Origin of the sequence: Fischerella major NIES-592 (assembly GCF_001904645.1) — a bacterium.
In the GTDB taxonomy this organism is placed as follows: Bacteria; Cyanobacteriota; Cyanobacteriia; order Cyanobacteriales; family Nostocaceae; genus Fischerella; species Fischerella thermalis.
On record NZ_MRCA01000007.1, the window covers coordinates 186,154 to 202,060 of the forward strand.

Consider the following 15,907-nt stretch of genomic DNA (forward strand, 5'->3'; position numbering starts at 1 on the left):
AGTTAGATAAATATAGTTCTATAAATATGTCTTACTGTAAAGCTGGTTTTTAGTTTTAACAAAAAAATATGAACCAAACAGATCTCATACAGTTATTTAGCGAGTAATTTATGAAAATCAGCATAAATTAAGCAAAAATAGAATCTTTTTTGACATCTCAAATTTCAGATACTCAATACACAGTAGAAAACCCAACCGCAGAAGTCGAAGCAATTGTCAAAACACCACCATCAGATACAGAAATTGATTTAGAATTTCTGTACACTAGATATGTTGAATTTCGTCAATAAACGATTTATTTCATTGTTGTTGATTGCTTTTACGACGGTGATCCTGACAATAGCCAAGGGATCAATAATGATGATCAAGAACATTGGCATCACCATTACGGTGAAGTTACAAAACAAACATACTCATAACGACTACGCTTTATTTAGCAAGTTTTCCAGGAGTAAATAAAATGCTGCCATACCGTGAAGGAAGAAAAGTTCCCAATGTCACCTTCCGCCTGCGTCAGAATGATCAATGGGTGAATGTAACAACCGATGATTTATTTAAAAGTAAGACCGTTGTGGTTTTTTCTCTGCCGGGCGCCTTTACACCTACTTGTTCATCGACTCATGTTCCGGGATACAATCAGTTGGCAAAAACTTTCAAAGAAAATGGTGTAGATGAAATTGTCTGCATATCTGTCAACGATACCTTTGTGATGAATGAATGGGCAAAGGCTCAGAAAGCTGACAACATAACTTTTATACCTGATGGCAACGGTGAATTTACTGAAGGTATGGGTATGCTAGTCGATAAATCCGATTTGGGTTTTGGCAAGCGGTCTTGGCGCTATTCGATGTTAGTCAAAGATGGCGTAGTAGAAAAAATGTTCATTGAACCAGAAGAACCAGGCGATCCCTTCAAGGTATCTGATGCTGAGACTATGCTGGCATATATTAACCCACAGGCAGTAAAACCTAAATTGGTTTCCCTGTTCACAAAACCTGGTTGTCCTTTCTGTGCGCGTGCTAAAGACATGCTCAAGCAAAATAACCTAGATTACGAAGAAATTGTCTTGGGTCAAGATGCAACAACCCACTCCTTAAAAGCGATCACAGGTGCAACAACCGTTCCCCAAGTATTTATCGATGGTCAACACATTGGTGGTTCTGAAGCTTTGGCAGCTTATTTGAGTGCTACAAGATAAAAGTGAGTGCAGGACGAACTTACATCAAGCGCAAAAAAACATGATTCAATTCTTTGTGTCTTAGTGTCTTTGTGTTTCAAAGATCATCTTTTTCACCACAAAGACGCCAAGACACTAAGAAAAATTCAGGGCTTATCTCAACAACCTTCTCACTGAAGTGCTAATCACATCTACTACAAAAGTTAAACCAATAAAAATAATCAAAGTTGTCAGTAGACCTTGGTAATCAAAGTTGCTCAGTTGTTCGGTCAACAAACGCCCCAAGCCACCAGCACCCACCAAACCCACAATCACCGTCGCCCGAATGCAGACTTCCCAACGGTAGAGAATGTAAGCAAGAAAGCGGGGAATAGTGGCAGGTAAAACGCCGTAGATAAAGACTTGGGAGTTACTAGCACCCAAAGCTGTTAAAGAATGTAAAGGACGTTGATCTAAATTTTCAATCACCTCTGCCATCAATCGTCCTAAAATACCAAAATTGTGGATAGCAAGAGCGATCGCACCTGGTAAAAGTCCTGGAAATAACACAAATAAAAAAATTAACGCCCAAATTGGTTCCGGTACAGCCCGGGCAAAAAGTAATAAAAATCGTGTTAATAGAGGAATAAACAAATTTCTCCCCATCTCTCTCTCCCTCCTTGCTGCCAAAAAAGAAAGCAATATCCCAGCCAAACCCGCACCAGTCATGGCCAAAATCGACATAGCCAGAGTTTGAGTAGAGAGAACAAATAACTGATTTAGATCAATCCATTGTGGTGGAAAAACATCTTGAATAATTTCCGCTAAACGTTCCGCACTACGCGGTTCCCACAGCTTGGCAAAATCAGCTTTAACGTACCAAAAGGAAAAAATTAATAAAACAAATGCACCTAGTAAGAACAGATTGGGGGATGAGGTGATGGGGTGATTGTGAGAATGTTGTTTGAGTTTCAGAACATTTAAATCCAAACGACTAGGTAATTGCAATTGTTGACGTAACCATCCACTCAAAAAATCTGTACAACCACTCAATAACAGCAATGCAAATATCAAAGTCCATACTTGCTGATAACGCAAAGACTGGAGACTCAGATAAATTTGATAACCCAATCCGCCGGCACCGATAATACCTAATACCGTTGCTGAACGAATTGAACACTCAAAGCGATAAAAACTATAAGAAAGTAGATTGGGAAAAGCTTGAGGAATAAGAGTGTAAAAAAATGCACTTCCAGGAGGTACGCCACTATTGAGTAATGCAAACAACGCTTCACGAGGCGTCTCATCTAAAATTTCCGAAAATACCTTAGCAGTAATTGCCCCAAAAGGAATAGCGATCGCCAACACCGCCACCAATGGATCAAGTCCAAAAATATTCACGAAAAACAATCCCCAAATTAATTCATGAATCGCTCTTGGGATTGCTAGGATTGCTCGTACCACCAACCAAGCAGAATTGTAAGCCTTACCTAGAGATTGCCACCACACCTCACTAGATAAAACACCACCCACCGATCCAATCACCACACAAAAAAACGTCCCACACACCGCATAAGCCAGAGTCTTCAACATTGCATCGAAAGTTAGCAACAAAAATTCCGGACTCAAATCCGGTGAAACCACAGCAACCACAAAAGCAACAACCAGACTCCACCCACCCTCATTCACCAAATCCCCTTGAAACACCCCAGCAACACGTAGCGACCAAATTACCGCCACCAACCACACCAAACCCCAAAAAAAATAGGGAGATAGAGATAGCCTCTTATATGCTAATCTCATCACCCTTGGCGTCCTTGGCATCTTGGCGGTTCAATTCTATACAACTGCTCCACCATCGCCGCCGACACCTCCCCAGCAGGCGCATCAAACAAAATCCTACCTTGACGTAACCCAATCACTCGTTGAAAATGACTGCGGGCATACTCAATCGCATGTAAACTACAAATCAATGTTTTTCCTGTTTCCTCACTCAAATCCCGCAACAAATTCATAATCTCACGACTGCGTTCTGGGTCAAGACCAGAAATTGGTTCATCAGCCAGAATCGCCAAAGGATCTTGCACTAACACACGGGCGATCGCTACTCGTTGTTGCTGTCCTCCCGAAAGGCGATCAGTGCGATCGTACAATTTTTCTGGGATTCCCACCTGGATTAAAGCTTTGGTTGCTGTTTCTACTTCCTGTGGGTAAATCAAAGAAACAGCTGCTTGCCAAAATGACCATCTTCCCAAATGTCCAGCGTTGACATTATGAATTACTCGTAAGTTATCCACCAAATGTAATTGCTGGTAGATTGTACCAATTTGCCGTTGCACTTGTCGCAGCGATTTCGGACGCAGACGTGCTATGTTGCGACCAAGTATCCAAACTTCCCCTTGGGTAGGCTGGGAGGAACCATTAAGTAAGCTAAGCAGCGTACTTTTACCTGCACCACTAGAACCAACAAAAGCAACTCTTTCACCAGGATAAATTTCCAAGTTGATGTCAACCAGAGATGGAATTTGACCAAATTTTTTGCTGACGTTTTTGAGTGCAAAAATTGGTGCAGGTGGATTCATGGGTAAAAACTTGAATCTTGTTACTTGGAAACGCGATAGAAACCCTCAACAGCAGGCGGATTTCCGTTAGGAAAATCTACCTTGACGTTAATACTTTCTAGAGATATATTGCCATCGATAAAGGGTTGAGGAGTAGTGACACCTTTTTGCATTGGTACAAAAGCTGTCACTTCCTCTCCATCGATTTCAAACTCTATCTTTGCGACTATGGGTGAAACATTAAATGAGTACTCTAACTCATCTATTCCGCATCCAGTAATTTCTGTGGTTTCACTACTTACGCGGTCAAGGGTTGGTAAGTCTGTAACTGGGCTACCAGTCCAGAGGTTTGTTTGGTATTGAGTTGAACATCCATTCACATTTAAATTGACGCTTAACTTGGCTGTTGGTTTGGATTCACAGCTTTGTACCAGTACACTTATTAACAGTAGTAATAGCAGGTATAACCTTTTTGTAAAAGCAAATTGTTTCAAATTTATATCTTGCAGCAATTTCTTCAAACCTTTTTCCATATGATCAATTTCCCCAATTTTGTACAATTGGGTTTCACTACTAATAAGTAAATTCAATTGTTAAACTCTTGTTTCCAGAAATATTTGTTCGCTATTGACATTAATCTTATTTTATTTTCCCAATTTGCCGACCAATTTCTTCAATTTGTTTGTAGTTTTCATTCTTCGTAGGAATAAACTTACTTGCTTGTAATAGGTCGAGAATTTCTTTGTGTTCTGGCACTTTGGGATCTAGTTTCAAGAAAGCAGCTTGAACTTTATTGACAAAATCTTCGCCGTAGCGTTGTTTGACCTGGGGGTTAATTACCCAATGGTAGTCATAATAAGCAGGAGTGCGCCAAATAACTTCTACTTTATTTAAATCTACTTCTTTGGAATCGACACGTTTTGACCACACTTTTTCATTTACAGCACCGACTTCATAGGTTCCTGCTTCTACTAATTTGATAGTTTTATCATGATCCCCAGAAAAGCCTGGTTGCCCTTTAAAATCTGTAAGTTTGACGCCTGCTTGTTCCAGAAAATATTGAGGCATTAACCGCCCGGAGGTAGAAGATTCGCTGCCAAAGGTAAAGGTTTTGCCTTTGAGTTTTTGGAGGTCATTAGTATTTTTGAATGGTTGTAAACCTGTTTTTTTGTTGGCGATGAAAACACTATGGAATTTTTCATCTACATCCCTTTGGGCGATCGCTTCTGCACCTGGTACTTGCAATCTTGCTTGTACACCAGTCAATCCGCCAAACCATACTAAATCTAAGTCTCCCACCTTAAAGGCTGTCACAGTTGCAGTATAATCAGTCACAGGTTTGTATTCGACAGGTACGCCTAATTCTTTCTGCAAATACGCTGCTAGCTTTGTATACTGGCGCTGCAACTTCTCTGGATCTTGGTCGGGTATTGCACCTGTGACTAAGGGCTGGACTTGTTTTACAGCACTGGTTTGGAAAGCTTCAGAACAAGCTGTTAACGGGAGTAAAATTAGTAATAATCCAGAGAACAAAAGTTTTTTCATTGCCTTTAATTGCTTTTCTCTCAAGATTAGGATTGTACAATCCTATCTCTGAAATTCCAACTATGACATGAGTGGCGATCGCACATTTAGCAAATCTTCTGTAGGATGCGTTATGGCCCAAGCTAGACGCGCCACCCAAAAGTAGTACGTCATAGCTTTACACACCCAACTCGCTTCAGATCCGCGAGGTCTGAATCAGTATCTACCAGTTACGCCATCTGCCGACTGTTTTGGACTCATTACCATACTCTAGTTTCGGATTTTGCAACAAACTTTCATATTCTTTGCTGCTTGCCCAACGATCTATTTCTCGCGCCCGCAGTACTGGTACTGGGTGGGTTAGTTGTGCTGTCCGAGTGGCTTTGACCATTTCGCCCAGTTCAGTTTTACTGATATCATCGTAGGCGCGGGCTTGGTCAATAAAAGCATCTAGGTTCAGCTGTGGTGCGAGAGTCGGTGAACCACCACTTAATTTCATTAACACAGACATCACAGCTTTAGGGTTTTGGGTTGCTAATAATGCAGCGCGATCGCATGTAAATTCAGCACAGCGTACCCATTCTAAAAGTTGTGCCTGGATTGCCTGGGCAATAACCGCACCAATATTAGGTAAAGTTGCTGCCGCCAAAATTAATATATTTACTGGTGTCAGGTAAACACTATGGTCACACTTGAGATGTCCCAGTTCATGGGCAATGACTGCTTGCGTCTCCTCTGGTGTAAGCATGTCAATTAAGGAAGTGTGCAGCACTACAAAAGGCTGCTTCCCCCGCATCGCAAAAGTATAAGCGTTCGGAGCCGGATGTTGTCTGATATACAACTGTGGTGGCTCCATATCTAAAATATGACAAGCTTCTAATAGTAGTTTGTGTAAATGTGGTAATTGGTTTTCACCTACCAAAATACTAGATGCTATGTTTTCCACATAAAATAACTGCTCAGCCACTGGCCCCAAGAAATTCCGCACCATCATATCTATACCGGGAATCTGCTTCAGCGCTTTGGTTGCTTCTAGATCTAGCGGGTGACGAAATGAGTCTGCTTTCAGACCAATTAGCTGAGTTTTGGAGGATAACATAGCAAAGCCAGTTGGAAGTTGTGAGGTTTGTAATGGAGCTGGTTTGATACCAGCCCTACAAAGCCTAGTATAGCGAGAAGATTATTAGTTGTTTGTTAGTGGTTAGTGATTAGTATTTAGTAGTTAGTGGTTAGTGGGGAATGGTTAACAATTTAGCAACCAACTACCAACTACCAACTACCAACTACTAACTATTAACCAAAGGATTGATACTGCTAGGGGCAATTTCTGTTTTTACCTCTGAACCAGGTAAACGTTGGATTTTTGCTCCTAACTCCTGTAATTTGAGATCAAGGCGATCATAGCCGCGATCAAGGTAGCGCAGTCCTTGAATAGTAGTTTTACCATCTGCTGCCAAACCAGCAACAACTAAAGCTGCTGCGGCTCGTAAATCAGTACCAATTACAGGTGCGCCAGATAACAACGGTACTCCCCGTACAAAGGCAGTGTTACCCTTAACACGAATGTCTGCCCCTAAGCGGTTTAACTCTGAGGCATGACGCAGACGGTTTTCAAATACGGTTTCATTAATCAGGCTATCGCCTTCTGCGATCGCTAATAAAGCCATGAACGGCGCTTGCATGTCCGTAGGAAAGCCAGGATGGGGCATGGTTTCAATGTCTGCTGCTATCAGTCTTTCGGATTTGAGGACACGTAAGCAGTTTGGTGTTTCTTGAACCACACTCACGCCAATTTCCCGCAATTTGGAAATCACTGGCACTAGATGATCTGGGGCTACTGGTGAGAGGAGCAGTTCGGAACGGGTAATTGCCCCCGCCACTAGAAAAGTTCCTGCTTCAATGCGATCTGGTATAATACTGTACTCCGTAGAATGTAATTTGGGAACACCGTCAATTGTAATCGTACTCGTTCCTGCACCTTGAATTTTTGCCCCCATGGCAATACAGAAATTTGCCAAATCCACGACTTCTGGTTCACGGGCAGCGTTTTCGATGATTGTTTCACCTTCTGCCAGAGTCGCTGCCATCATCAGCGTTTCTGTGGCTCCCACACTGGGAATATCTAGGTAGATTTTTGCTCCCTTCAGGCGGCGGCTTTTGCCAGGGACATAGGCATTACAAATACCATGCTCAATTTGTACCTCGGCTCCCATTGCTTGTAGTCCGCGCACATGGAGATCCACTGGTCTGGCCCCAATGGCACAACCCCCTGGTAATGGCATCTGCGCTACTCCTAAGCGCGCTAGGATAGGACCGATCGCAAAAAAACTGGCTCGCAACTGGGTAACTAGTTCGTAAGGAGCTTTGGATGAAGTAATTTCACTAGCGTTGATGTCTAAAAGATCACCATTTCGCTGCAAGCGAACACCCAAAGCCGACAATACTTGACCCATCCGCTCTACATCCGCTAACAAAGGTACATTACGGATGTGACAGTCTCCCGAACACAACAAGGCTCCAGCCATAATTACTAGTGCTGAATTTTTCGCCCCACTGATTTTGACATGGCCTTGCAACGGATACCCACCACAGATCTGCAAGACTGAGGAGTCTGCAACAGATGACAATTTAGCATCTGGTAAGCTGCTAGAAGGATTAATAAGCCTACCCTCCAAAAAACTATAAATTTTACAAATTTTAAGTTGGTTTTGATTCTACAGGAAAGATTGAATTTATCCACATTCTTGCATTACATCTGCAAGTAGATTTCTCGCACAAATTGGGGGAAGGGAGTGTGGGGAGTGTGGGGAGTGTGAGGAGTGTGAAGAATAGCCAACTATCAACCACTAACCAATGTAGAGACGTGCCATGGCACGTCTGGTACAACTACTAACTACTAACCATCGACCACTAACAAAAATTCTTAGTTGACACCTATGAAAAATGTAGTAATAATAGAAAACGGTCATTAGACAACTTCGCAAGCGGAACTGGCGGAATTGGCAGACGCGCTAGATTCAGGTTCTAGTGCCCACAAGGCTTCCGGGTTCAAGTCCCGGGTTCCGCATCTGAGATTTTAGATTTGCGATTTTCGATTAATCTAAAATCTAAAACCCAAAATCTAAAATTGTGTTGACAAGTTTACAAAATTCTCTAGTTAAGCAAATTAGAAAACTCCATGCTGCCAAAGAACGGCATAAGCAGCAATTGTTTCTACTGGAGGGAACACACTTGTTGGAGGAAGCTTGTGCAGTAAATTATCCGCTTGCAGTGGTGTGTTGTACCCAACAGTGGCAAATATCCCATCCAATGTTATGGGAAGAGGCTTGTCAAAAGAGCGATCGCACAGAAATTGTCAGTGAAGAAGTGATGGCGGCGATCGCTACCACAGTGCAACCAGACGGAGTTGTGGCGCTGGCGAAACGGAATATTTCTCCAACTGCCATACCATTTACTGGCGTGGTACTAGCTTTAGAAACAGTGCAAGATCCTGGTAATTTGGGTACAATTATTCGCACTGCGGCAGCAGCTGGGGCGAGTGGATTGTGGCTGAGTGGAGATAGTGTAGATTTAGATAATCCTAAGGTATTACGAGCCACCGCCGGACAATGGTTTCGTTTGCCTATGACAGTGAGTCCAGATTTAAAAGCGACAGTTATGCAAGCTAAACAGGCGGGAATGCAAGTGATCGCAACCCTGCCGAGTGCACATTTAACTTACTGGGAGGTAGACTGGCATCAACCAAGTTTGATTTTATTGGGTAACGAAGGTGCTGGTTTGTCGCCAGAATTAGCAGCAATGGCAGATACAAGCGTAAACATTCCTCTCAATCCTGGGGTAGAGTCACTGAATGTAGCGATCGCAGCTGCGTTGATGTTGTACGAGGCGCGAAGACAGAGAAGGGGGTAGGAGATGGGGGAAAACAATTCAAAATTCAAAATTTAGGAAAAGGGTATGAGGGGTATGAGGGGTGTGTAGATGCGCTCTGCGCGGCTTAAGGTAAGGGTGGGGTGTGAAGGTTGTGTAGACAAGACAGTGCGGTGGACGGGTTTCCCGGGATGAAGCACCTGCGGTGCGCTTTGCGCGGCTTCCCCTAGGGTGGAGTAGTAAGCAACCAACAATTAACTACTAACCACTAACTACTAACCAATGACAATTGACAATCAACTTTTTCCTTTTTGCTGCAAATATTGGTCGATATCAGCAACTGCGTCTTCCCACACATCTAAATCAATGATTGAGGAAGTTTCGGCTATTTGGCGATCGCCTTCATGATCACTGGGGGATTGGGGTGTCTCTTCTGTTTGTGTGGAATCATCTTGTAAAATTTGTTGCAGTTGGTCTAGGGATTTTTGAAACTCTTGATCAGCGACGCGGCGCTGTTCATGCTGATTTTGCTCCATAATTTAATTCCCAATCTGTACTAACTTTATACGTTAAAAGGCTGAACGGCAAAATCAGCTAAGGTAAGAGTAAAACTCTGCTGCTTTCCTGTAGCTACAAAGTTAACGATAACTTCACAAGCAACTGCAACTGCGAGGATAACCAAGTTGCGTGCTAGGGGGTAGTCGCAGATATCATCATTAGCAGGTGAAGGTACACGATAAATTTGGTTCCAGATAATTTCTGCATAATCTGAAGCTAAACCTACATGCAGACAAGGTATCTGAGAATTAGTAGAGTAATCAAACACAGCTTGTCGGCTGCTGCTGTTATCAAAGGTGTCAATAATCAAAGCACTATCTGCTAACAATTGTCCTACATTGGCTGATGTTAATTCTTTCGGACGTCCATCGACTGTGACACCCAAAGCACGGTAAAGATTATTGGTGAGGATTTTAGCTTTGTATGCGCCAACATCAGAACGGTAGTAAGGTTGAGTAGAAAGGTTACGTTCCTCAACTCTGTCTCTGTCTATTACCCGTAACTTGCCAAAACCGGAACGGGCTAAATTTTCAGTGATATTTGCACCCAAAGCCCCAGCACCACAAATGGTAATGGAAAAGTCCCGCAGTTTATACATTAGTGCTGGCGTGCGCTGCAATTGTTCGTGAAAAAAAGCATTACTCATTTGCTAAGAGGATTTTAGATTTTGGGTATAACTCACCACCATCTACTATAAGGGCGCAAAGCAAATAACTAACTATCACCAATTACCAATTATCGACCCTAACGGATAATGTTGAGTCCTCAAGCGGACATGATATGAATTATCTGGTATTTTTACCCAGGATTCGCTAAACTCACGCATATTAAATTGCCGATTAGGATATGGTTGTGGGAAACAAAATTCAATTCAAAGATAAACTGCGGCTGGGTTTGGCTGTCTCCATAGCTAAAAGCGTGACTTTAATGGTGCGATCGCTAAATTTGGGTGCGGCGTCTGTTCTACCTGGTGCGATCGCACGTCGCATTGAACCCCGTTTGTTACCATTGTTGAGTCAGCAGGTGAAAAATGGGGTGATTCTGGTTGCTGGTACGAATGGCAAAACTACCACATCGCTGTTTTTACGGGATATTTTAGAACGTCAAGGTTTTCGTGTTGCTCATAATTCCACGGGTGCAAATTTAGAAAATGGCTTGATGACAGCGTTAATGGAAAGTGCGAATTTGGTAGGTTCGCTAGATGTAGATTACGCCATTTTAGAAGTGGATGAAAATATCCTACCCAAGGTTTTAGCCCCGATTCAACCAAAAGTGATTGTCTGTTTAAACTTGTTTCGTGATCAACTGGATAGATATGGAGAAGTAGACACAATTAGTAAACGCTGGGGGAGTGCGATCGCCACTTTACCTCCTGAAACTATTATTGTTGCTAATGCTGACGACCCAACGATTTGCTATCTTGGTCAGCAGTTATCTCAGCAACGAGTTGCATTTTTTGGTTTAAACGAACCAGAAAATTATCTAGAATCGATTCCCCATGCTGTTGATTCTATCTATTGTCCCAGTTGCGGACACGCCTTAGACTATAAAGGTGTTTATTTGTCTCATATGGGTGAATATACTTGTCCCAGTTGTGGTTTTACTAGAAACCAACCAACGATTGATAGTAGCCGATGGCCGCAAATTCTCATTGGTTTATACAATAAATATAATACTTTAGCAGCTGCTACTGCTGCCATGGAATTGGGGATTGAGGAAGCGACTATTCGTGATGCTATACCTAACTTTCAACCTGCTTTTGGGCGTGCGGAAGAATTAAATATTAATGGCAAACAAGTACGAATTTTATTATCAAAAAATCCTGTAGGAACGAATGAAACTATTCGAGTTGTGACTCAAAGTCATCATAAAACAACACTATTAGTATTGAATGATCGCATTCAAGATGGCGAGGATGTATCCTGGATTTGGGATGTAGATACAGAGAAACTAGTCCAACGGGGAGGAACTCTTATAGTGAGTGGCGATCGCGCTTATGATATGGCTCTCCGTCTCCGCTACAGCGATCCCGCACCTCAAAATACTTGTAAGTTGATTGTCCAAGAAAATTTGCAACAAGCTATCAACACAGCTTTGGAACATACCCCAGATCATGAAACCTTGCACATCTTACCTACCTACACAGCCATGCTGGATGTACGGGAAGTACTAACTGGTAGGAAAATTCGCTAATTAGTTAGTAGTTAGTAGTTAGTAGTTAGTAGTTAGTGGTGAACTACTAACTACTAACCACTAATCAACAACATTTATTGTAACTTCACCGCTGCCCGCTGTAGAGGTAAAACTTCTTCCAAAGTTAATTCATGGTCAGAAGTAAGATGACTGTTACAACAAATAGTACTAAAAAATACTGGCTGCCCAACTACTTCTGAAAAATGTTTTTCTAGCAGTAATCTTGAGGTAATATCTCCTAATAAATCAGAAAGGTCTTTTGTGAGTTGGTCTCTGTCGTCACGGTGAACCATTCTAAACTGGAAAGGTGTTTCGCCAACTATTTCCTTGACAGCAGCATCAAATTTATCTGGCTTTTTCTGAACGTAAGCAAAAGATACTTCTTCTAAGAATTTCCAAGCTTCTGGAAAAATTTCCTGGATTTTTTCCAGATGATTTTCACCTTGGTAGACTAAAGTTGCAGTTTTGCAATCCATAGGTTAGTTTCCCTGATTGTAAATCAATTGACTGCTACATTTGAGTGTCTCATTTATAGTGACATTTTTTAGCTCAGTACGAGCTCTAATATTATGAATTCTTTATTTTTAAGAAAGTTGGATATTGCCTAATACCTTCGCGCCTGCACTAATACCAACGTCGTTACCTCTTCTACTAGAGTTAATCGCAAAGCGCTAGATATTTGGAAAACGAACACAGTGCAAGGCGATGCACACAGATGGATTATTTGTATCGCTTCTCTATAAGCAATGATTAATTGACATCAGATGTAAAACTATAAAATACACACCAATAATCTATCAGTGTTCATCCGTGTCCATCGGTGTTCGATAACAAAAACGATTTTGGACATGGCTTCAATTTACATCAGCTAATGTTTTATTAAGCACCAAAGTGCTTACTACGAACTGTGGATTTTACTCAATAACACCTAATATTGATTTTGGTAACAATTTATCTTTAAACCAAACTATCCTAGCCGGAACATCGTTTAATTTGACGCCGACTTTATCCAAATTCAAGCGTTCAGAAATTGCCAAAATTAAATTATCACATTGAGCGCGCCGGACTTGGGCAAACTTTTTTTGTAAATATTCCGGTCGCCAATAACCGATAATTTCTAAGAGAAAACTGCGTCCATCGGGATGCACTAACCGAAAATCAGGAATCATCACACTACCAGGAATAGGAATTAAATCGACTTCTCGCTCTAATGCCCAAGAACTTTTAAGTGCATTCCATTTATCAGCAAAGGATGCTTCAATCATACTATCGTAAGGTTTACCCGGTGGGTAATGAGTCACTAAGCCACACTCAGAATTGAGGGTGAAACGTCCAGTCTTCCAGGTTTCTGTATAAAAATCGCGGACTTGGAGTGTTGCAGAAAGACTCCATTTGGTGACATGCAATAAAGCTGGAATAAGTTTCGCGATCGCTAAACCATATCTTGTACTAGGATTAAATAAACTCGTCGGTCCATCAATCGTGATTGTAAATCCGTGGTCGGCATCACCTTCTATATATGCCATCAATTGAAATAATTTTAAATAGCGAAATAAAAGCTTGTATTCCCCAGGAACATTCCGATGAGCATTTAATACTAATTGACTGGCTCTATAAAATACACCTTGCACTTGTGATAAATTATACCTGTGTAACAATTCTTCTGGTTTTGGTGGCTCAAAATTCGTGAGAATCCTATTTTCTGATAAGTCAGCATACAATCCATCACGGACTTGTTCTGGTAAGATTTCTCGTCCGAGTTCTTGAGTTAAATTATCAGCTATATTTTTTAATTTCACTTGTGTTAATTCTGGACTGGGAACAGATTTAGCTGCTAAAGCAAACACCCTTTCTCTTAACATTTGGGGTTCTAGGGGACTGATGACTTCAAACGTACAAAAACCACTTTTAAGTAGATAAGCTAAACCCCGTTTCACTTTATAGTCAGTGGTATCACCTTCTAATTCTAATAATTGACGTTCTAGCGTACCTTGAGTCTTTCCAACTGCTTCTTGAAAAGAACTAATTAATTCGTTGGCTAACTCTATATTTTTAGAATCCAGTTTTAATCTTTTGGGAATAATTTCTTCTCCATTTTGGCGATGATGGAGTAAATCTGTTGGTAACATTTAGGCTTTTAAACTAACTTGAATTTGATTAATATTATCAGAGACGTAGCTTGAATTTGATTAATATTATCAGAGACATAGCTTGAATTTGATTAATATTATCAGAGACGTAGCATTGCTACGTCTCTACTCTACACGCCAGTAAATTGTAAATTCATATTTTGATTCAGCAACGCCCAATTAAATATACTTTTTCAACAACAATCCTAATTTTTCTTTTGTTGCTGTTGACACTTTATCCAATGGTGTCAAAATTGCATATTTTAATGCTGAATGAGCAACACTAGGTGGTGGATTATCACTCAAGCGCCGCACTGTTTCTTGAATTACTTTTTGGGCGTTAACAGCATTGCGTTGTAAATTATTTACTACCATTTCTACTGTCACACTATCATGGTCTGGATGCCAACAGTCATAATCAGTTACGAGTGCTAAAGTTGCATAGGCAATTTCCGCCTCCCTTGCTAATTTCGCCTCTGGTAAATTTGTCATTCCAATTACTGTTGCACCCCAACTGCGGTAAAGATTTGATTCTGCTTTAGTAGAAAATGCTGGCCCTTCCATACATACATAAGTACCGCCACGATGCAGGGTAACATCTGGTAGGTTCAAACAAGCGATCGCATCTGCTAATACTCCAGCTAAATTATGACAAACTGGATCACCAAAAGCAATGTGAGCAACTATTCCTTCTCCGAAAAACGTAGAAACCCGATTTTTAGTTCTATCAATAAATTGATCAGGAACTACCATATCTAATGGCTTCGCTTCTTCCTTCAAAGAACCCACAGCACTTGCTGAAATTAAATACTCCACACCCAATTGCTTCATCGCATAGATGTTGGCGCGGAATGGCAACTCTGAAGGTAAAAGCGTGTGGTTACGACCATGACGAGCTAAAAATGCTACGCGTATACCATCTAAAGTTCCTAAGATTATTGCATCAGAAGGTGAGCCGAAAGGCGTATCAACTTTCACTTCTTCTACGTCTTTGAGGGCATCCATTTTGTATAAACCGCTGCCACCAATAATTCCAATCTGAGCTTCTGTCATTATTTTTAGCCTCTAGCTTTTTGCTGTGCCAAGTTATTTTAATAGCAAATGTGTCTATAGGAATCCGGTTTGATTTATAAGCTTAATTGTGAAGAGAGAATTCTTAACAGAGAGCAAAAATCATTTTTTGTAGATCGAACACCGATGGACACCGATGGACACCGATGGACACAGATAGATTTTCCGTTGGTGGCAACAGCGGTTATGATCAATTACAAGTTGATGGTAGAACACTCTGATTCCAGATTCTAGCTGGCTATGTGTATTTTGGTTTAGATCACGCTTATCAAAAACGTTGGATTCCCGGATTTGGAATGACAGGGGCGATCGCCCTAGTTACTGGTTTACACATGACTTTTACCTGGCCAGTACGGAGTTTGTGCTGCACCAACGCTGTATCTGAAAACAAATCGTAAATGGCAGTTATTTGGTGCAATATTACTAGTAATTGCTGCTCTAATTTTTGCTTTTGTTGGTTATCTTCCATACTGGAATCATCTTGCAGACTATTCTAACTGGCAGCCATTACCAATGCGAACCCCATAAGGCTGTAGCAATAGTAGCGATCGCGTTGGTAGTAGAAGTTCTCTTTTATAAAAGTTTCCTGATGCTTATCAGGGTATTCTGACAAAAGAATTACATTGAGAACGTACTATTATGGCTTTCACAATCAGTAAAAGATTTTTTTCTATTTTTTCTCGATTTGCTACGCAGCTTGTAAGCTTTTGGGGTGTAATCTCAAGATACATATATATCATCAGGGCAAATCAGGGCAAAACTTAACACTTGTTCCGAATACGAGTATGAAACCACCTGAATTTGGAATTCATAGTTCGGAATAACGATTTACTTTGACCATTAATTAC

The 15,907-nt window shown here is 41.2% G+C and carries 14 protein-coding genes, 1 tRNA gene and 2 pseudogenes; 6 read left to right on the top strand and 11 right to left on the bottom strand.

What is annotated here, in order from left to right; translation table 11 throughout:
* Positions 1-137 precede the first annotated feature (137 nt).
* Positions 138-392 (top strand): annotated as a pseudogene (locus NIES592_RS25935) (alpha-amylase family glycosyl hydrolase); the annotation flags it as partial.
* A gap of 68 nt (positions 393-460) precedes the next feature.
* Positions 461-1,198 (top strand): glutathione peroxidase, encoded by a 738-nt coding sequence (locus NIES592_RS14875; RefSeq protein WP_062247696.1) that lies wholly within the window; start codon positions 461-463, stop codon positions 1,196-1,198.
* A gap of 132 nt (positions 1,199-1,330) precedes the next feature.
* Here NIES592_RS14875 and NIES592_RS14880 read toward each other — a convergent pair whose 3' ends face one another.
* From NIES592_RS14880 to murA, 6 genes are all read right to left on the bottom strand, one after another.
* Positions 1,331-2,959 (bottom strand): PhnE/PtxC family ABC transporter permease, encoded by a 1,629-nt coding sequence (locus NIES592_RS14880; RefSeq protein ID WP_073556150.1) that lies wholly within the window; start codon positions 2,957-2,959, stop codon positions 1,331-1,333.
* The gene (locus NIES592_RS14885; protein WP_073556151.1) at positions 2,959-3,738 is read right to left on the bottom strand and encodes a phosphonate ABC transporter ATP-binding protein; all 780 of its coding nucleotides are present in this window, start codon (positions 3,736-3,738) and stop codon (positions 2,959-2,961) included. Before NIES592_RS14885 ends, NIES592_RS14880 begins: the two co-directional genes overlap by 1 nt.
* A 20-nt stretch (positions 3,739-3,758) precedes the next feature.
* Positions 3,759-4,250 carry a hypothetical protein gene (locus NIES592_RS14890; protein WP_062247702.1) on the bottom strand — a complete coding sequence of 164 codons (492 nt, stop codon included), beginning with the start codon at positions 4,248-4,250 and terminating at the stop codon, positions 3,759-3,761.
* A 106-nt stretch (positions 4,251-4,356) separates the two neighbouring features.
* Complete coding sequence (locus NIES592_RS14895) at positions 4,357-5,262, bottom strand: putative selenate ABC transporter substrate-binding protein (RefSeq protein WP_073556152.1); 906 nt, start codon at positions 5,260-5,262, stop codon at positions 4,357-4,359.
* A gap of 202 nt (positions 5,263-5,464) precedes the next feature.
* Positions 5,465-6,340, bottom strand: a complete 876-nt coding sequence (locus NIES592_RS14900) for a M48 family metallopeptidase (RefSeq protein ID WP_073556153.1) — start codon at positions 6,338-6,340, stop codon at positions 5,465-5,467.
* A 187-nt stretch (positions 6,341-6,527) separates the two neighbouring features.
* The gene (gene murA / locus NIES592_RS14905) at positions 6,528-7,916 is read right to left on the bottom strand and encodes a UDP-N-acetylglucosamine 1-carboxyvinyltransferase (protein WP_062247708.1); all 1,389 of its coding nucleotides are present in this window, start codon (positions 7,914-7,916) and stop codon (positions 6,528-6,530) included.
* 309 nt (positions 7,917-8,225) lie between these two features.
* On the opposite strand from murA, the gene NIES592_RS14910 reads away from it, so the two are divergent.
* A tRNA-Leu gene (locus NIES592_RS14910) sits at positions 8,226-8,308 on the top strand.
* 62 nt (positions 8,309-8,370) lie between these two features.
* Positions 8,371-9,150, top strand: a complete 780-nt coding sequence (locus tag NIES592_RS14915; protein WP_073556154.1) for a TrmH family RNA methyltransferase — start codon at positions 8,371-8,373, stop codon at positions 9,148-9,150.
* Between the two features lie 254 nt (positions 9,151-9,404).
* Here NIES592_RS14915 and NIES592_RS14920 read toward each other — a convergent pair whose 3' ends face one another.
* Both NIES592_RS14920 and NIES592_RS14925 read right to left on the bottom strand, forming a co-directional pair.
* The gene (locus NIES592_RS14920; RefSeq protein WP_073556155.1) at positions 9,405-9,644 is read right to left on the bottom strand and encodes a hypothetical protein; all 240 of its coding nucleotides are present in this window, start codon (positions 9,642-9,644) and stop codon (positions 9,405-9,407) included.
* A gap of 26 nt (positions 9,645-9,670) precedes the next feature.
* On the bottom strand, positions 9,671-10,312 hold the full coding sequence (locus NIES592_RS14925; protein WP_073556156.1) for a ThiF family adenylyltransferase: 642 nt from the start codon (positions 10,310-10,312) through the stop codon (positions 9,671-9,673).
* Between the two features lie 200 nt (positions 10,313-10,512).
* Here NIES592_RS14925 and NIES592_RS14930 point away from each other — a divergent pair, with 200 nt between their 5' ends.
* Positions 10,513-11,859: a Mur ligase family protein gene (locus tag NIES592_RS14930; RefSeq protein ID WP_073556157.1), complete on the top strand. Its 1,347-nt coding sequence runs from the start codon at positions 10,513-10,515 to the stop codon at positions 11,857-11,859.
* A gap of 74 nt (positions 11,860-11,933) precedes the next feature.
* On the opposite strand, the gene NIES592_RS14935 is transcribed toward NIES592_RS14930, so the two are convergent.
* The 3 genes from NIES592_RS14935 to NIES592_RS14945 form a co-directional block, all read right to left on the bottom strand.
* Complete coding sequence (locus NIES592_RS14935) at positions 11,934-12,335, bottom strand: hypothetical protein (RefSeq protein WP_062247718.1); 402 nt, start codon at positions 12,333-12,335, stop codon at positions 11,934-11,936.
* Between the two features lie 438 nt (positions 12,336-12,773).
* The gene (locus tag NIES592_RS14940) at positions 12,774-13,988 is read right to left on the bottom strand and encodes a DUF790 family protein (protein WP_062247720.1); all 1,215 of its coding nucleotides are present in this window, start codon (positions 13,986-13,988) and stop codon (positions 12,774-12,776) included.
* 180 nt (positions 13,989-14,168) lie between these two features.
* Positions 14,169-15,041 carry an S-methyl-5'-thioadenosine phosphorylase gene (locus tag NIES592_RS14945; RefSeq protein ID WP_073556158.1) on the bottom strand — a complete coding sequence of 291 codons (873 nt, stop codon included), beginning with the start codon at positions 15,039-15,041 and terminating at the stop codon, positions 14,169-14,171.
* A gap of 245 nt (positions 15,042-15,286) precedes the next feature.
* Here NIES592_RS14945 and NIES592_RS14950 point away from each other — a divergent pair.
* A pseudogene (locus NIES592_RS14950) lies at positions 15,287-15,587 on the top strand (DUF981 family protein).
* Positions 15,588-15,907: the final 320 nt, after the last annotated feature.